This is a genomic window from Sorangium sp. KYC3313 (assembly GCF_052075895.1).
Lineage (GTDB): Bacteria > Myxococcota_A > Polyangia > Polyangiales > Polyangiaceae > Sorangium > Sorangium cellulosum_B.
This window is the reverse complement of record NZ_CP197255.1, coordinates 8,480,294-8,496,262: the sequence shown is the minus strand read 5'-3', so window position 1 is coordinate 8,496,262 and position 15,969 is coordinate 8,480,294. Positions and strand designations below refer to the sequence as shown.

Genomic DNA, 15,969 nt, shown 5'->3' with positions numbered 1-15,969 from the left:
GCGCGCCGCCCGCGTGCGCGCGTCCGCTCGACGTCGAGCCGAGGAGCCGGTCGACGCGCGCAGCGCCTCCTCGCGGCCGAGACGACTACATCCGAGGCGCAGACGCTGGGTAGGCGACTGGCATCCGAACCGTGAGGCATCGCGGTGCGGCGTGCTACCTTCGCCACTCGGCGCGCATGAACAGGACGACCTGCCTGACGAGGTACGACCAGCCGCCCGTGGAGGAGCTCGTTCAGGCTCGGCTGTCGGGTATCGGTGCCAAGCCGTGCCCGGCACAAATCTGACGGAGGCCACATCGATGACGATCTTCCTGGACCAGCCGGGTCGCTTCCTCTTCTTCACCGGAAAGGGGGGCGTCGGCAAGACGGCTCTCGCGTGTGCGACAGCGATCCGCCTGGCGGATGCAGGGAAGCGAATCCTCCTGGTCAGCACCGACCCGGCGTCGAACCTCGACGAGATGCTCGGCGTCGCGCTCTCGAACCGACCGACCAAGGTCCCCGGTGTCGACCGACTCTGGGCCCTCAACATCGATCCCGAGCGGGCAGCCAGCGCCTACCGCGAGCGCGTCATCTCGCCGTATCGCGAACTCTGGACGGAGGGACAGCTCGCCGAGCTGCGCGAGCAGCTCGCCGGCGCGTGCACCGTCGAGATCGCCGCATTCGATGAGTTTGCCGAGCTGCTCGCCGGCGACCAGGCGCCCGCGGCGTTTGACCACGTGCTGTTCGACACCGCGCCCACCGGACACACGTTGCGGCTCCTCAGCCTGCCACGCGCCTGGACCAGCTTCCTCCAGTCGACCGCGCAGGGAGCCTCGTGTCTCGGTCCGCACACGGGGCTGAGGATGCAGGAGGCGCGATTCGCCGCGGCGATGGGCGCGCTGGCCGACAGCGCTCGCACAACGATCGTCCTGGTGACGCGGCCTGATCGAGCTGCTCTACGCGAGGCCGAGCGGACGTCGGGTGAGCTGATGGCCATCGGCATCAAGAACCAACAGCTCGCCATCAACGCGGTATTCGAGGCTGCCGATCAGGCCGATCCCGTCGCTGCTGCGCTCACGGAGCGCGGGCGAGCGGCGCTCCGCGCGCTGCCTCCTCGATTGCAGGGACTGCCCACGTTGCGCATCCCTCTGCGCGCGTTCAACATGGTCGGCCTCCCGGCGCTCCGCGCGCTCCTCGACGATCGCGCAGCCGAAGCCCTGTCACATTCCGTTTCCCCGATCGCGAGGCCATCGCTCCCGCGTCTCTCGTCCCTCATCGACGAGATCGCGATGCCCGGCCGAGGGCTCGTGATGGTGATGGGAAAGGGCGGTGTGGGAAAGACGACGATCGCTGCCTCGATCGCTGCCGAGCTGGCCTCGCGCGGTCACCACGTGCACCTGAGCACCACCGATCCGGCGGCCCACATCGCCTCGACACTCGATGGGCAGATCGAGAACCTGACGATCAGCCGCATCGATCCGGCCACCGAGGCGAAGGCTTACGTGGACCGCGTGATGGCAACGCGCGGCGCGAGCCTCGATGATGCCGGCAGAGCCTTGCTCGCCGAGGATCTTCGCTCGCCGTGCTACGAGGAGGTCGCCGTCTTCACGGCGTTCTCGAGGATCGTCTCCCAGGCTCGCTCGAACTTTGTCGTCCTCGACACCGCTCCCACCGGGCACACGCTCCTCCTCCTCGACACGACGGGCTCTTATCACCGGCAGGTCATCGGAACCGGTGCGGAGCCGAAGCAGGTGTCCATGCGCCTCGTCACACCGCTCATGAGGCTGCGGGATCCCGACTACACGAAAATTCTTCTGGTGACGCTCGCCGAAACGACGCCCGTCTCCGAAGCGGCCCGCCTCCAAGCGGATCTGCGTCGTGCTCAGATCGAGCCGTTCGGATGGGTCATCAACGGCAGCCTGGCGGCCACCGACTCGGCAGACCCGTGCCTGAAGCAGCGTGTTGCCGCCGAGCTCGAGCAGATCGAAGTCGTGCGCACCCTTCACGCGAAGAGGGTGGCGATCGTGCCTTGGGTGACCGAGGAGCCGGCCGGTCCCGCCCGCCTGCTGGCGCTGGCGCGTGACAACGAACCGCAGCGGCGCGTTCCTTAGGAATGGGTCGGTTGCGGTGGTGGTCTCTGCCGCGGGAGGACGGTGCCGGGGGGTGATGGTCCGCGCTCTCACGGAACACATGAGCCACACTGCCCCCCGATGGCGCCGCGCCCGCGCCGGCCTCGCGCCCCGCTCGACGAGCGCCAAGTCGATCTCCTGCGTCCATCCGCTCGGATCCCCGTCCTCCAGGCAGGAGGCCCGAGATGACCGACCGAACCATCGACCAGACCCGTGCCTGGCCCAGCGCTCGCTGCTTGCCCGCGCGCTCCGCTTCGCGCGGCCTGGCCTCGCCCGAGGCCACCCCGCTCCGGGCTGTCCCCTCCTCGACGCGACGCTCGAGCGCCTCACGGCGACACCAGGCGTGAAATCCGCCGATTGACAGAGGGAGCATCGTCACCTATCGCTGCATTACGATGAAAGCGAAGCCCGAGGCGGCCGACCGCTGCTGTCCTCCTGCGCGCGAGCAGGCAGACCTCCGGCCGATCGAGGGCGACGAGGCCGACGAGGAGCTGGCCAGCCTGTCGAAGGCGCTCGGACACCCGGCGCGCGTGAAGATCGTGCGTATCCTGATCCGAAAGAACGCCTGCATCTGCGGCGACATCGTGGACGAGCTGCCGCTCGCCCAGTCGACGGTCTCGCAGCACCTGAAGGTGCTCAAGGAGGCCGGCCTCATCCGCGGCGACGTCGACGGCCCTCGCGTCTGTTACTGCATCGAGCCCCGGGCGCTCCGGCGTCTGAAGGCCCTCGTCGGGGGGCTCTGAGCGCCGTCGCACGTCTAGACTATCGTACATCGACGATTACCGAAAGGAAGCTCCGATGTCCGTGACCATCCGCGTGTCCGACCCCGCCATGTGCTGTTCCACCGGCGTCTGTGGACCGAGCGTCGATCCCGAGCTGGCCCGCTTCGCCGGCGACGTCGACTGGCTCCAGAAGCAGGGCGGCACCGTCGAGCGCTACAACCTGTCTCAGCAGCCGTCCGCGTTCACCGGCTCGCACGAGGAGAAGCTCGCACGCGTCATCGAGGTGCGCGAGAGCCTCCGAGCTCGCATCGCGTCGTGGCTCGCGTCGCTTCCAGGCACGGACACGACGCCTCGCACGACCACAAGGAACTGAACTCGCATGACCAACGCAAAAGCCGGCCTGCTCGGCAATCTCTCCTTCCTCGACCGCTACCTGACGCTCTGGATCTTCCTCGCGATGGGCCTGGGCGTCGCCCTCGGCTTCCTCGCGCCCGGGTTCACGACTGCGCTCAACGACATGAGCGTCGGCACGACGTCGATCCCTATCGCGGCCGGGCTGATCCTGATGATGTACCCGCCGCTCGCCAAGGTCCGCTACGAGGAGCTCGGCAAGGTCTTCCGCAACAAGCGGGTGCTCACTCTGTCGCTGGTCCAGAACTGGATCATTGGTCCGCTGCTGATGTTCGGGCTCGCGGTGGTGTTCCTGCGCGACAAGCCAGAGTACATGCTCGGCCTCATCCTCATCGGGCTCGCGCGCTGCATCGCGATGGTCATCGTCTGGAACGATCTCGCCAAGGGCGACACCGAGTACTGCGCCGGGCTCGTGGCCTTCAACTCGATCTTCCAGGTCCTGTTCTTCTCGGTCTACGCGTACTTCTTCGCCACGCTCCTGCCGACCTGGCTCGGACTCGAGGGAGCCGTCGTGAACATCACCATCGGCGAGATCGCGACGAGCGTGGCCATCTACCTCGGTGTTCCGTTCGCCGCCGGGTTCCTCACGCGACGGGTGCTCGTGCGCACGAAGGGGCGTGACTGGTACGAGAAGGCGTTCGTGCCTCGCATCGGCCCCATCACGCTCGTCTCCCTGCTGTTCACCATCGTGGTGATGTTCTCGCTGAAGGGCGAGACCATCGTGCAGCTGCCGCTCGACGTTCTTCGCATCGCGGTGCCGCTGCTCATCTACTTCGTGCTGATGTTCGCGGTGTCGTTCTTCATGAGCAAGCGCGTCGGCGCGGACTACAAGCAGTCGGCGACGCTCTCGTTCACGGCCGCGTCGAACAACTTCGAGCTGGCCATCGCTGTCGCGATCGCGAGCTTCGGCATTCACAGTGGTGCGGCGTTCGCGGCGGTCATCGGTCCTCTCGTCGAGGTGCCCGTCCTCATCGGCCTCGTGAACGTCGCCCTGTGGGTGCAGAGGCGCTTCTTCCCCAACACCCCGCTCGATGTCGCGCCGCCCGCATGCGCCGGCCCGAGCACTCCCGAGAGCAAGGCCTGACCACGATGAACATCGGCAAGACGATCCTTTTTCTTTGCGTCGCCAACTCGGCGCGCAGCCAGATGGCCGAGGGCCTTGCTCGCAAGCTCTTCGGCGCGCGCATCGCCGTGCAGAGCGCGGGGAGTGAGCCGTCGAAGGTGAACCCGTACGCGATCGAGGTGATGCGCGAGGTCGGGGTCGACCTGACGACGCACCACTCGAAGTCTGTGCAGACGATCGACGCCGCCACCGTGGGCACGGTCATCACGCTCTGCGCCGAGGAGGTCTGCCCGGTCTTCCTCGGCAAGGCGCGCCGGCTGCACTGGCCCATTCAGGATCCGGCGAGCAAGGATCCGTCGATCCCACGCGAGGAGATGCTGACGCGGTTCCGGACCGCGCGGGACCAGATCCTGGCGAGGCTCGAGGTGCTCGACGCGCTGCTCGACCTCCCCGAGGGGCCACAGGCGCAGGAGTTCCACGCCAGCGTGCGCGTGAAGGATCTCGCGAAGAGCACGCGTTTCTACGCTTGGCTCCTCGGCACCGAGCCGAAGGAGTGGACGCATCGCTACTCGACGTTCGTTCGGCCGGAGCTGCACACGAACTTCGTGCTCGTCGTCTCCGACGGCAAGGAGCTGCACCGAGACACGCTCTACCACCTCGGTATTGCCGTCGCTGGCAAGGCGGCGGTCGTTCGGTCCTACGAGCTCGCGACGGCCGCCGGGTTGACGGTGAGCAAGCCGCCGCGCACGACTTGGCGTGGCACGCCGCTCCACGAACTGTGGCTCGAGGACCCTGACGGCAACCTCGTCGAGATCTACGCCCGGCTCACGCCGGACGAGCTCGCCGAGAAGCCGGAGAACCTCGAACCCACGGCGTTGGCGTAGCGCATGCGCGGCCCCGCCTGGCTCTGACCGGTGATGGGAGAGCTGCTGGGCAGCGCGCTCCTCGTCGCCGTCATGTTCGGGTCGGGCGCGGTCCGGGCGGCCGTGCAGCGCAGGAACCTGCTCCCCTTGGCGGTGTCGAAAGGCACCATGCCCAGGCCTTCCCTTCCGCTCGCCGGCCTCCTCCTCGTCGCCGCCCTCGGCGCCGCCGCGACCTCCGACGCGGCCACGGATGGCCGCGACGCGGTCGCCCGCGGCCTCGACCTCTTCCTTCACGCGCCCGACCGCGGCGCGCCCGGCGCCACCCTGCCGGTCCAGGTCCTCGCGCTCGGCTTCCCCACCGCGATCACGCTCCGGCCGCTCGAGGCGGCCACCGTGGAGGCGACGTGGGATCCCGAGCACCTCGGCAAGGTCAGCGCCGTCCCGCCGCCCGTGCGGGTCACCACCGACGCGAAGGGGCGCGCTCACCTCGACGTCCCGATCCCGGAGGGGCCCGAGCGCGAGCTCCGGCTGCTGCTCGGTGTCCGCGCCGGAGACCGGCAGCGGACGCGGACGCTCACCGTGCACCGACTCGCGCCGCTCCAGGTCGACCTGCACGTCCCTGACACGCGCGTGGTGCCGGGCAGCGCGATGTCGGCGTGGATCACGGTGCAGAGCCAGGCCTCGGGGCAGCCGGCCCCTCGGGTCCCCGTGGAGGTCAGCCTGCTCGAGGGCGGCGTCGCCCGGCACACGGCCGTGGTCACGACCGACGCGGCCGGCGTCGCCATGACGCGCGTGCCCGTCCCCTGGATCGACGAGCCCGCCTGGCGCTGGATCCTCCGCGCCCGCGCGCGGAGCGCGGCGGGGGCCTCGTCGAACGCCGCCGAGATCTCCCTCTCGCCGCGCGAAGAGACGCCCGGCGCCCCGCAGATGCTGGCCGAGTGGTCCGAGCAGGACCTGCGCGCCGGGGATCGCGCAAGCTACGTGATCCGGATCCGCGATGGCGCCGGGCAGCCCGTGGCCGGGCTGCCGGTGCGGACCTGGACCGGGCCGAAGGGCACGAGCCCGCCCGAGGACTGGGCCGCATGGGAGAAGCTCACGACGCCCGCGCGCACCGACGCGGCCGGCGAGGTCCGCGGCGCGGCCGTGGCGCCCACCACCGTGGTGCAGGGCGCGGGGACCACGCTGCGCGTCGTCGCGCGCGCGACGTTCGAGGGGCACGAGCTCGAGCGCGAGGCCACCGTCTCCGTGGAGAGCCCCACCTCCGAGGCGGCGCTGCTCCCGGAGGCGGGCGCCATCGTTCCGGGCGTCGCTCAGCGCATGCTCCTGCGCGTCCGCGATGCGCGGCGGAAGCCGGTGCAGGGCACCTTCACCGTCGAGGGCGACGGGCTCCAGGCCGCCGTGACCACCGACGCGTACGGCGAGGCCGAGGTGACCTGGGACGCGCCCGTCGAGCTCGGGGCCTTCCGCAACGTCGGGCCGTGCGCGGGCGGCGTCGCGGCGGCGGTGCGCGTGCGGCCCGCGGGCGAGCTCCCGGCGCTCGCGTCGCGGCGCGAGCCGTTCGCGCTGTGCGTCTCCGTCGATCGCGACGCCACGGCGCTGCTCCGGCCCGAGCGGCTCCTCGCCCGCGCCGGCGACGCGCTCGCGCTCCGCGTGATCGACGCCGGCGGCGCGGGTCCGCGCGCGGGCCGGCGGCCGGAGGGCGGCAGCGCAGCGGACGGCGCCGGCTGGAGCGTGATCGTCCAGGCCGGCAACTCGGCCCGCGCGGCGAGCGCCTGGATCGCCGGCGGCCCGGAGGGCGGCGCGCTCGGCCTGCCCGAGGGCGCGGCCGGCGTCTGGACGCTCAGCGCCGCCGCTCCCCGGCCGCGCGCCGCCGCGCGGCAGGCGGGCGGCGCGGTGCTCGTCACGCCGCGCGTGCTCCCTCGGCTCGAGGCCCGCATGACCGGGGGTCGCGCCGCCCCGCGCGGCGCCATCGACGTGGACCTCGCGCTCACCGACGGGGGCAACCGCGGCCTGCCCGGGACCGTCGCGGCCGTCGTCGTGGACCTGCACGGCGGGGGCAGCGTCGGCGGCCTCGCGGCGCTCGACACGCGCGCGCGGCTCTGCCAGGGCATGGTCGAGCCCGAGCGCTGCGGCGCCTTCCTCCAGGGCGATCCCGCGCTCGATCCGCTCCGGCGCGCGGAGCTCGGCGCGCGGGCGCGCGAGGCGATCGCGCCGGCGAACGATCCGGCCGGCTCCGCGCGGGCGGCGCTCGACGAGGCGTTCGGCCAGGTGCTTCGCTCGCTCGAGGGGGCGGTCTTCGAGGCCACCAGCGACCCGGAGCGACTGCGCGACGTGCGCCGCCGCGGGCCGGGCGGCGCCCATGCGTGGAACCCCGAGCTGATGACCCTGGTCACCGCCGCCATGGATGCGCCCCCCGAGACGCCCGGCGGCGAGCCGCTCTCGCTCGCGGACCTCCTGGCGGTGGACCCGCAGGTCACGTTCGATCACGTCGCTCGCCGCGTCACCCGCCTCAAGCTCTTCCGCGTCCTCGCCGCGGCGCGCGCGTTCCGGCGCGAGCGCCTGCTCGACCCGGACGAGCCGGCGCTCCGCGATCCGAACGCGCTGCTCCGCCGCCTGGTGCGCGACGCGCAGCTCGAGGAGTCGCTCCTGCTCGATCCCTGGGGCGGAACGATCCAGTTCACCCCGACGACCGCGCCGCCCGCGCCGTTCCTCACGGTGCGGCGCGGCTTCGCCCTGCACGCGCCCGGGCCCGACGGCCGGATCGGCACGGGCGACGACGTGCGCGATCCGTTCGAGCGCGTGCTGCGCTCGGGCACGCCGTACGCCAGGGCGGTCGGCGAGGATCGCCTCGTCGACGCGAAGTTCGACATGGAGGTCGGCGACGCCACGGTGTCGGCGTGGGAGAGCCTCCTGGAGGAGCTCACGGGCACGTCCCTGGGCGAGGGGATCGGCCAGGGCGGCCTCGGCCTCTCCGGCGTGGGCGCGGGCGGCGCCGGGTTCGGTCAAGGCCACGGCAAGCTGGGCGGATCCCACCGCACCTCGTCCGGCGCGCCGCGGGGCGTGTTCTTCTGGTCGCCGCCCCAGCGCACCGACAAGGATGGCCGGCTGCGGATGCGCGTCCCGCTCGGCGACGTCGAGACGACCTTCCGGCTCGTCTTCGTGGGCGTGCCGGACGGCGCCACGCCGGCCACGGCCACGCTCGACGTGCCCACCGCGCAGCCGCTCTCGGCGCGCGTGGAGGCCGGCGCCGCGTGGGTCGAGGGCGACGAGGTCGACGTCGAGATCTCGGTCCGGAACCGCTCGCCGAGGCCGCTCCGCGCGAGCGTGGAGCTCACGGCGCGCGGCGTGGCCGCGCTCGTGGACCCGCGGCGCCGGGCGGTGGCGGTCGACGTGCCCGCGGGGGGCGCGGCCCCGGTGCGCGCGCGGGTGCGGGCGCTGCGCGCGGGGCGGGCGGAGCTCGCGGTCGCCCTGAAGGCGCAGGGGACCCCGGGCGACGCGCTCGTGCACGCGTGGGACGTCCGCCCGGCGGGCGAGCCCACCGACCTGAACATCGCCCGGGTCGTCGAGGGCGGCGCCACGGCCACGCTGCGCGTCGCGGCGGACCCGCAGCGCTACCAGCCCACCGGCCGCCCGCGGCTCGTCGTCGAGCGCGGCCTCGCGGGCGCGCTCGCCGCGGCGCTCGAGGCGATGGATCCCGACCGGCTCTCGTCTGCCGGGGCGATGGCGGACGCGGTGGAGGTCGCGGCGCTCGTGCGCCGCTGGGCCGCGGCGCGGGGGGGCGAGGGCGCGCCGCTCGCCGCGCGCGCGGAGGACATCGGCCGCCGCGCCGTGGGCCGGCTGCTCGCGTACAAGGGCAGCAAGAAGGACCTGGTCTCCTGGCCTCCGGCGCTCCGGGCGCGCACCTTCGCGCCCGCGTCCGTGGCGGAGGAGCTGCCGAAGATCGACGTGCGCTGCCCGCCCGAGCCCCTGCAGCCCGCGGCGGCGCTCGACGCGCTCGAGGTCGAGCCCTCGCCGGCCGGGGGCGCGGTGAACGCGTGCTGGGACGCGCTCGTCACGAGGACGCTGGACGAGGTGATCCGGAGCGGCGATCGCGTGGCGCTCGCCCGGGTCCTGCTCGCGCTCGCGGAGCGGCCGCACCGGGCGGCGCTGGCCGCGAACGTGGCGGACCGGCTGCGCGCCTGGGTGGCGCTGCTCCCGACCGGCGGCGTCACCTTGCCGCCGGGTCAGGCCGAGGATCGGAGCGCGCGCGCTGTGGTCTACGCGGCGCTCCTCCGCGCCGCCGGGCTCGGCCGGAGCGCGGCGCCACCCGCGAAGCTCCTCGGCTGGGTGGGCGTGCAGCGCGACGTGCGCGGCGGCTACGGCGCGCCGGCCAGCACGCGCGCGGTGGTGCGCGCGCTCCTGGCCCACGGGGGCGAGGGCCGAGGGGTGGCACGGGTCACGGTCACGTCGGGCGGCGCGCGCCGCGACGTGCAGGTCGGGCCGTCGGGGCGGCTCGTGGTGCCGCTCGACGCGGGCGCGACCGAGGTGACGGTCGAGGCAGCGGGGCCCGCGGTCGTGGCGCGCCTGGAGCGCCCGGCGCTGCGGCGCTGGAGCCGGCCGCCGGCCCCGGCGGCGAGCCCCGTGCAGGCGGAGATCTCCTGGCCGAAGCGCCCGCGCGCGGGAACGACGGGGAAGCTCGCGGTCTCGCTGCGCCACACGCTGGGCCGCCCGGTCGAGGTCGACGTGCGCGTCCCGCTTCCGCCAGGGGTGTCGCTGGCCGCGCCGCTCGGGGGCGTGCGGCAGGTGAACGGTGTCCTCGCGCTGCGCGCTTCCCTGGAGGCGAGCCGGCTCGCGACGCTGGTGGAGATCCCGGTGCGCTTCGCGCTCGCCGGCAAGGTGACGGCGCCCGAGGCGCAGGCCCGGGTGGCGCAGGAGGAGCTGCCGCGCGCGGTGGTCCCGGCGCGGCCTATCGTGATCGAGTGATCGGCGCTTTCGGATACCGGTTCACTCTCAGGCCGCACCGGCGCAGGGGCACACGGGCGCACACGGCTGAAGTCGTGTTCGATACCCGGCCATAGGGGTTCATTTATACGCATCGAGCGAGGGCACGGCTTCGGCGCGCCCGCAGGCTGTGGAGTAGAGGCGGCCCCTTCAATGCATGATCGGTTGTTGATAGTAGCGTCGCTTTTCCAGTGAGGCGGCGCCATTGAAGGCGAAGCGTTCGACGAAGAGATCGCCTTGACACAAACTCGGATCGCCGCGCGCGCGGCCTCCTTCCGTGCCACGATCCCGGCCGTGAGCCCGCGATGTACGCTCTTCCAGTTGCTCCTCCTCGCCGCCTGCGGAGGCCCCCAGCTGCCCTCGCCCGCCGCCGTCGCGGGCACCGCCGAGGCACCGCCGCCGAGGTGCGTGCTGCCCGGCGCGCCGATGGTGGTGCATCGCGAGGGCAACGCGGTGTTGCAGGTATGGGAGGTGCCGGCCGCTCCGGTGCTGTTCGAGGAGGTGCTTCCGAGCGCGCCCGGGTACCTGGCATATCGTGAGGCGATCGCGGCGGCCGGCGGTGACCTCGAGCGTCCGGTCGCCGATTCTCCCCAGCCGCGCGACGACGCCGAGCGCGAGCTATGGCGCCGCGAGGACGAGAACGCCGCGCTGATGTACGGCGACGCAGGTCGCGTCCGGCCTATCCGCTGCCTCGAGGCAGCCCTGTTCGCGGCCCAGGACGCGCGCTATTCGGAGCTCACTCAGCCCACCGCGTTCATCGCGTCGATCCTGCTCCGCGAGGTCGGCGGCCGGCCCCAGCTCAAGATTTACTTCGGGGCGAGCGACTCGATGTTCCCGCCCAAGGCGTTCTATGGCTTCGACGAGGTCCGCCGCGACGTGGCCGCCGGCTGGGAGTATTGGGTCGTCCTCCACAACCACACCGTGCGTACTCTTAACGGCAAGCCCGCCCTCGGCGTGCCCGCGCCGAGCACCAGCGACGTGCCGCTCTTCCGCGGGCTCGTCAAGGAGTCGGGGCTGCGCGCGGTGTGGGTCACGAATGGCTTCTACACCGGCGAGGCTACGGCCCAAGATCTCGCCCGCTACCGCACCCGCGATTGACGGTCAGCGCATAGCTTGCGCAAGGGTGAAGGTCGCTTCGGGAGGAGCGGCCCGTGCACGCGCCGCCCCGAGGTCCGCACGATCCGCCCCCCACGCCCCTCTCCCTGCGTCGGCACCGCGTCGCATTCCAGCGCCGGGGCTTGGCGCCGTCCGCCGATCGCCTACCATGCCCCCAATGGCCGCTACCTTCGCCACCTTCTCCCTGGAGGGCGACAAGCTCCCCGCGGACGTCGCCGTGACCCGCTTCGAGGCCGTCGAGGCGATCTCCACGCCCTACACGGTCGAGGTGCGCTTCGCGACGCTGGACGCCTCGTTCCGGGTCGAGGACTGCCTGCGCAGCCGCCTCTGCCTGCGCGTCGTCGACACGTCGGGCCAGGAGCGGCTGTACGACGGCATCGTGGACCGCGCCGGCTTCGCGCACATCGTGGGCGAGAGCCGCCAGTTCGACGTCCGCCTGCGACCCGCGCTGGCCGCGCTCGCGCACCGCGAGGGGTGCCGCATCTTCCAGGAGAAGACGATCGTCCAGGTCGCGCAGTCGGTCTTCGAGGACGCCGGCTTCGGCGACAAGGTCGAGTGGCGGATCGCGAAGGAGTACGAGCCGCGCGAGTTCATCGTCCAGTACCGCGAGTCGCACCTCAACTTCGTCTCGCGGCTCCTCGAGGACAACGGCCTCTTTTACTACTTCCGGCACGAGGCCGCCGGGCACACGATGATCATCACCGACGACCCCGCCGCCTTCGAGGTGGAGGAGGGGCTGCCGGTGAGCTTCCGCATGGCACAGGGCGGCCTGCCCGGGAGCCTGCCGCTCGCCAAGTTCACGAGGACGCGCGCGCTGCGCACGAGCCTCGTCCACCTCCGGGACCACGATTTCGAGAAGCCCGACGTGAAGCCGGAGTCCGCGCTGCCCCGCAAGGAGGCCATCGCGCTGCCCTATTTCGAGTACCCCGCCGGCTTCACGAAGGGGAGCGTGGGCGCCCGCCGCGCCGAGGCCCGCATGCGCGAGCTCTCCGCCGACGCCGACGTGTGCGAGGGCGAGAGCCGCGCGGCCGGGCTCAAGGTGGGCGAGTCGTTCGCCGTCGAGGGCGCCGCGGAGCCGTGCCTGAACGGCGAGTTCGTGGTCACCCGCCTCGTCTCGCGCGGCAACCAGACGCTCACCGGCGGCGTGGCGAACTACGACGTCGAGAACCACTTCCGCGGCGTCCCCAAGGGCGCGCCCTTCGCGGCCGAGCGCCGCGCGCGGCGGCCGCGCATCCGCGGCATCCAGACGGCGGTCGTCACCGGGTCGAGCACCCAGGAGCAGGCGATCCACGTCGACAAGTACGGCCGCATCAAGGTCCGCTTCTTCTGGGACCGGCAGGGCCAGCAGGACCACACCTCCAGCTGCTGGCTGCGCGTCTCGCAGATCGCGATGGGCGGCTCGATGATCCTCCCCCGCGTCGGCTGGGAGGTCTCGGTCGCGTTCCTCGACGGCGATCCGGACCGGCCGCTCGTGCTCGGGCGCACGTACAACGCGGAGAAGACGCCGCCCGACGCGCTCCCCGCCGCCAAGGCGTCCGGCACGCTCAAGAGCATGTCGTCGCCGGGCGCTGGCGGCCACAACCAGATCGGCATGTCCGACACCGCGGGGAGCCAGGGGTTCGGCATCCACGCCCAGAAGGACCTCAACGTCACCATCAAGAACGACAAGGTCGAGGAGGTGACGGTCAACGAGGAGCAGCACATCAGCGTGAACGGCTCCCGCTCGGTGAAGGTCGACGACTCGACCTCCGTCGCCGGCAATCAATCGCTCGACGTCGGCGCGGTGCTCTCGCACAAGATCACCGGCAACCAGAGCATCTCGATCGGCGGCAACGACACGACCAACGCGATCAGCAACTACGTCGAGAAGGTCACCGGCAACCGCTCCTACACGGTGAGCGGCAACCAGATCACGATCTCGAACGGCGTCAGGCACTCCATCACCGGGGACATGAGCCGCAAGGTCGGCGCGCTGCAGCTCTCCGGCAGCCTGGGCTCGATCAACGACAACGTCCTCGGCGGGATGACGGAGACGGTGGGCGCCGTGAAGGCGCAGATCATCAATGGCAGCCACGGAGAGCAGATCACGGCCAACAAGGACCAGACCTCGCTGGCGGCGGAGCTCCACCTCACGAAGGGCTCGCTCTCTCACGTGGCGCTCGGCGTCACCAACATGGTCGGCGGCCTCCATTACCAGAAGCTGGACGGCGATCTCGTGGTGCAGGCGCCGCTCATCACCCTCCTCGGCGCCGTCGGCGTCTTCAAGGGCGGCGGCAGTGAGCTCAAGCTCGGCGGCGGGCCCGTCGTGATCAAGGGGTCGAAGATCGCGGTCAAGGGCGCGCTCGTCGTCAAGATGGGCGCGTCGATGAAGCTCGGATCGTGAGGGCCCATGAGCGCTCGTGACGTGAAGAGAGAGGTGAAGAGTGGCTGATCATCATGTCCTCGCGATCTCCTCCCTCAGCGTGGAGGGCAAGATCTACCGGGTGCTGCGCTTCGAGCTCACGGAGCAGCTCTCGGAGCTCACCCGCCTCGAGTGCGAGCTGCTCGACGACGAGGCGGCGCTGCCGAGGCCGAAGGAGGTCCTCGGCAAGCGCGCTGTGTTCACGCTGTCGCGCAGCGACGACACGCAGACGCGCTCTTTCGCCGGGACCATCGTCCTCGCCGAGCTCGTGCCCGACCCCGACGACGTGCCCACGCTGCGGATCGAGGTCGCGCCGGCGCTCTGGAACCTCGGGCAGCGCTCCGACTGCCGGATCTTCCAGGACAAGAGCGCGGTCGACATCGTGAAGGAGGTCCTCGAGGGCGCGGGCGTGCCCGCGGGCCAGCAGGACTGGCGCGTGACCGAGCCCCACCCGACGCGGGTCTACACGGTCCAGTACCGCGAGCGGGACCTCGATTTCGTGCACCGCCTCCTCGCCGAGGAGGGGATCTACTTCGCGATCCACATGAAGGACGACGAGGACATCCTCGTCTTCGGCGACTCGCCGACCGGCCTCGAGGACATCGAGGGCGCGACGTCGCTGCCGTTCTTCCAGGACTTCGGCGTCGAGGGCTTCGCGGATCGCGTCGTCCGCCTCTCGCGGGAGGTCTCCGTGCGGAGCGACAAGGTGTTCGTCCGCGACTACGACCCGGAGAAGCCCTCGACGAAGCCGGAGGCGTCGGCCGAGGGGAGCGATCCCGGGGAGCACGTGCTCGAGATCTACGAGCACCCGGCGCGCACCGCCGACGCGAGCGTCGCGGAGCGGCTCGCCAAGGTGCTGCTCGACTCGGTACAGGCGGAGCGCGACGTCGTGCACGGCGAGACCGGCTCGCTCGCGCTGCTCCCGGGCCGGCGCTTCTCGGTCGACGGCCACCCCTACGACCCGCTCAACCAGGAGTACCTCGTCATACGCGCGCGCATCGCCGGCAGCCGGCCGCGGAGCTTCGAGCTCTCCGGCCGCGCGGGCGCGGAGGACGGCGCGCGCGACCTCCGGTCGAGCTGCGAGTTCTGGGGCGTGCCGACCGGGACCACGCGCTACCGGCCCCCGCGGCGCGCCCGCGAGCAGGTGATCCCGGGCACGCAGACCGCGATGACCACCGGGCCCTCGGGGCAGGAGATCCACACCGACGCGGGCGGGCAGGTGAAGGTCTCCTTCCACTGGGATCGCTCCGGAAAGAAGGACGACACCTCGAGCCGCTGGATCCGCACGAGCCAGGTGCCGACGGGCGGATCGATGCTGCTGCCGCGCGTCGGATGGGAGGTCACCGTGCGCCACGTAGAAGGCGACGCGGACCGGCCGTTCGTGATGGGCCGCATGTACAACGCGCTCACGCCGCCGCCCTACGCGCTCCCGAAGGAGGCGGGGAAGAGCTCCCTCCAGACCGCGACGACGCCGGGCGGGGGCAGCACCAACGAGCTCCGGATGTCGGACGCGAAGGGCGGCGAGGAGATGTTCATCAACGCCTCGAAGGACATGTCCACCGAGGTGAAGAACAACGCGACCGAGTCGATCGGCAACAACCACAAGAAGAAGATCGGCGCGGACCAGACGACGAACGTCACGGACAGCATGACGACCAGCATCGGGTCGAACCAGACGCTCTCGGTCTCGGGCAACCAGTCGATGAAGATCGAGACCTTCCACGTCGACGACATGGGCGGCGATCACTCGCTCTCGATCGGCGGGAACCGCGACATGAAGATCGGCGGGGATCACAAGCGCGACGTCACCGGCAACAGCTCGCTCACGGTGTCCGGCAACCAGATCGATCTCGTGGTCGGCTCGGTCACGGATCAGACCCTGGCCGGCTTCAACCACGAGGTCGGCGCGGCGCTCGTCGAGCTCGCGCTGGGGCACCGCTCGGTGACGGTCCAGGGCGACCGGAGCGAGACGGCCACCGGCGCGAAGGTGATCGCGGTCAAGTCGGGCCGCGGCGTCCAGGTCGGCGGATCGATGAACGTGAAGGTCGGCGGCGCGATCGTCAACGTGGCGAACGGGAACCGCGTGGAGAGCTCGCTCGGCACGTACACCGAGCTCGCGGGGGGCGCGCAGCTCGTCAAGGCGAACAACGCCGTCTTCGAGGCGACCGGCGCGCTCACGCTGGTCATGGGCGCGTCGATCCTCTCGCTGACGCCCGCGAGCGTCGCGATCATCGGCGTCTCCGCGAAGCTCGACGGCGACGTCTCCGACACCGCCGCGCTGGTGCTCGACAACTGAGGAGGAGGCG

The 15,969-nt window shown here is 71.7% G+C and carries 9 protein-coding genes; all 9 read left to right on the top strand.

From position 1 onward, the window contains the following. The first annotated feature begins 298 nt into the window (after nucleotides 1–298). The 9 genes from arsA to ACSRUE_RS32260 all read left to right on the top strand — a co-directional run bounded on the left by arsA (nucleotide 299) and on the right by ACSRUE_RS32260 (nucleotide 15,959). Nucleotides 299–2,089, top strand: a complete 1,791-nt coding sequence (arsA, locus tag ACSRUE_RS32300; RefSeq protein ID WP_441286951.1) for an arsenical pump-driving ATPase — start codon at nucleotides 299–301, stop codon at nucleotides 2,087–2,089. A gap of 413 nt (nucleotides 2,090–2,502) precedes the next feature. After that, nucleotides 2,503–2,850: an ArsR/SmtB family transcription factor gene (locus ACSRUE_RS32295; RefSeq protein ID WP_441286950.1), complete on the top strand. Its 348-nt coding sequence runs from the start codon at nucleotides 2,503–2,505 to the stop codon at nucleotides 2,848–2,850. A 55-nt stretch (nucleotides 2,851–2,905) separates the two neighbouring features. Continuing rightward, nucleotides 2,906–3,202 (top strand): arsenic metallochaperone ArsD family protein, encoded by a 297-nt coding sequence (locus tag ACSRUE_RS32290; protein ID WP_441286949.1) that lies wholly within the window; start codon nucleotides 2,906–2,908, stop codon nucleotides 3,200–3,202. Nucleotides 3,203–3,208: 6 nt separating this feature from the next. After that, nucleotides 3,209–4,324 (top strand): ACR3 family arsenite efflux transporter, encoded by a 1,116-nt coding sequence (arsB, locus tag ACSRUE_RS32285; protein ID WP_441286948.1) that lies wholly within the window; start codon nucleotides 3,209–3,211, stop codon nucleotides 4,322–4,324. A 5-nt stretch (nucleotides 4,325–4,329) separates the two neighbouring features. Beyond that, the gene (locus tag ACSRUE_RS32280) at nucleotides 4,330–5,187 is read left to right on the top strand and encodes an arsenate reductase/protein-tyrosine-phosphatase family protein (RefSeq protein WP_441286947.1); all 858 of its coding nucleotides are present in this window, start codon (nucleotides 4,330–4,332) and stop codon (nucleotides 5,185–5,187) included. Nucleotides 5,188–5,220: 33 nt separating this feature from the next. Next, complete coding sequence (locus ACSRUE_RS32275; RefSeq protein ID WP_441286946.1) at nucleotides 5,221–10,128, top strand: alpha-2-macroglobulin family protein; 4,908 nt, start codon at nucleotides 5,221–5,223, stop codon at nucleotides 10,126–10,128. Between the two features lie 255 nt (nucleotides 10,129–10,383). After that, nucleotides 10,384–11,244, top strand: coding sequence for a hypothetical protein (locus tag ACSRUE_RS32270; RefSeq protein ID WP_441286945.1), 861 nt, complete (start codon nucleotides 10,384–10,386; stop codon nucleotides 11,242–11,244). 175 nt (nucleotides 11,245–11,419) lie between these two features. Beyond that, on the top strand, nucleotides 11,420–13,645 hold the full coding sequence (locus tag ACSRUE_RS32265; RefSeq protein WP_441286944.1) for a type VI secretion system Vgr family protein: 2,226 nt from the start codon (nucleotides 11,420–11,422) through the stop codon (nucleotides 13,643–13,645). A gap of 40 nt (nucleotides 13,646–13,685) precedes the next feature. After that, nucleotides 13,686–15,959 (top strand): type VI secretion system Vgr family protein, encoded by a 2,274-nt coding sequence (locus ACSRUE_RS32260; protein ID WP_441286943.1) that lies wholly within the window; start codon nucleotides 13,686–13,688, stop codon nucleotides 15,957–15,959. Nucleotides 15,960–15,969 lie beyond the last annotated feature (10 nt).

Coding starts and splice junctions, on each gene's coding strand:
- arsA (WP_441286951.1), top strand. CDS start 299: ATGACGATCTTCCTGGACCAGCCGGGTCGCTTCCTCTTCTTCACCGGA.
- ACSRUE_RS32295 (WP_441286950.1), top strand. CDS start 2,503: ATGAAAGCGAAGCCCGAGGCGGCCGACCGCTGCTGTCCTCCTGCGCGC.
- ACSRUE_RS32290 (WP_441286949.1), top strand. CDS start 2,906: ATGTCCGTGACCATCCGCGTGTCCGACCCCGCCATGTGCTGTTCCACC.
- arsB (WP_441286948.1), top strand. CDS start 3,209: ATGACCAACGCAAAAGCCGGCCTGCTCGGCAATCTCTCCTTCCTCGAC.
- ACSRUE_RS32280 (WP_441286947.1), top strand. CDS start 4,330: ATGAACATCGGCAAGACGATCCTTTTTCTTTGCGTCGCCAACTCGGCG.
- ACSRUE_RS32275 (WP_441286946.1), top strand. CDS start 5,221: ATGGGAGAGCTGCTGGGCAGCGCGCTCCTCGTCGCCGTCATGTTCGGG.
- ACSRUE_RS32265 (WP_441286944.1), top strand. CDS start 11,420: ATGGCCGCTACCTTCGCCACCTTCTCCCTGGAGGGCGACAAGCTCCCC.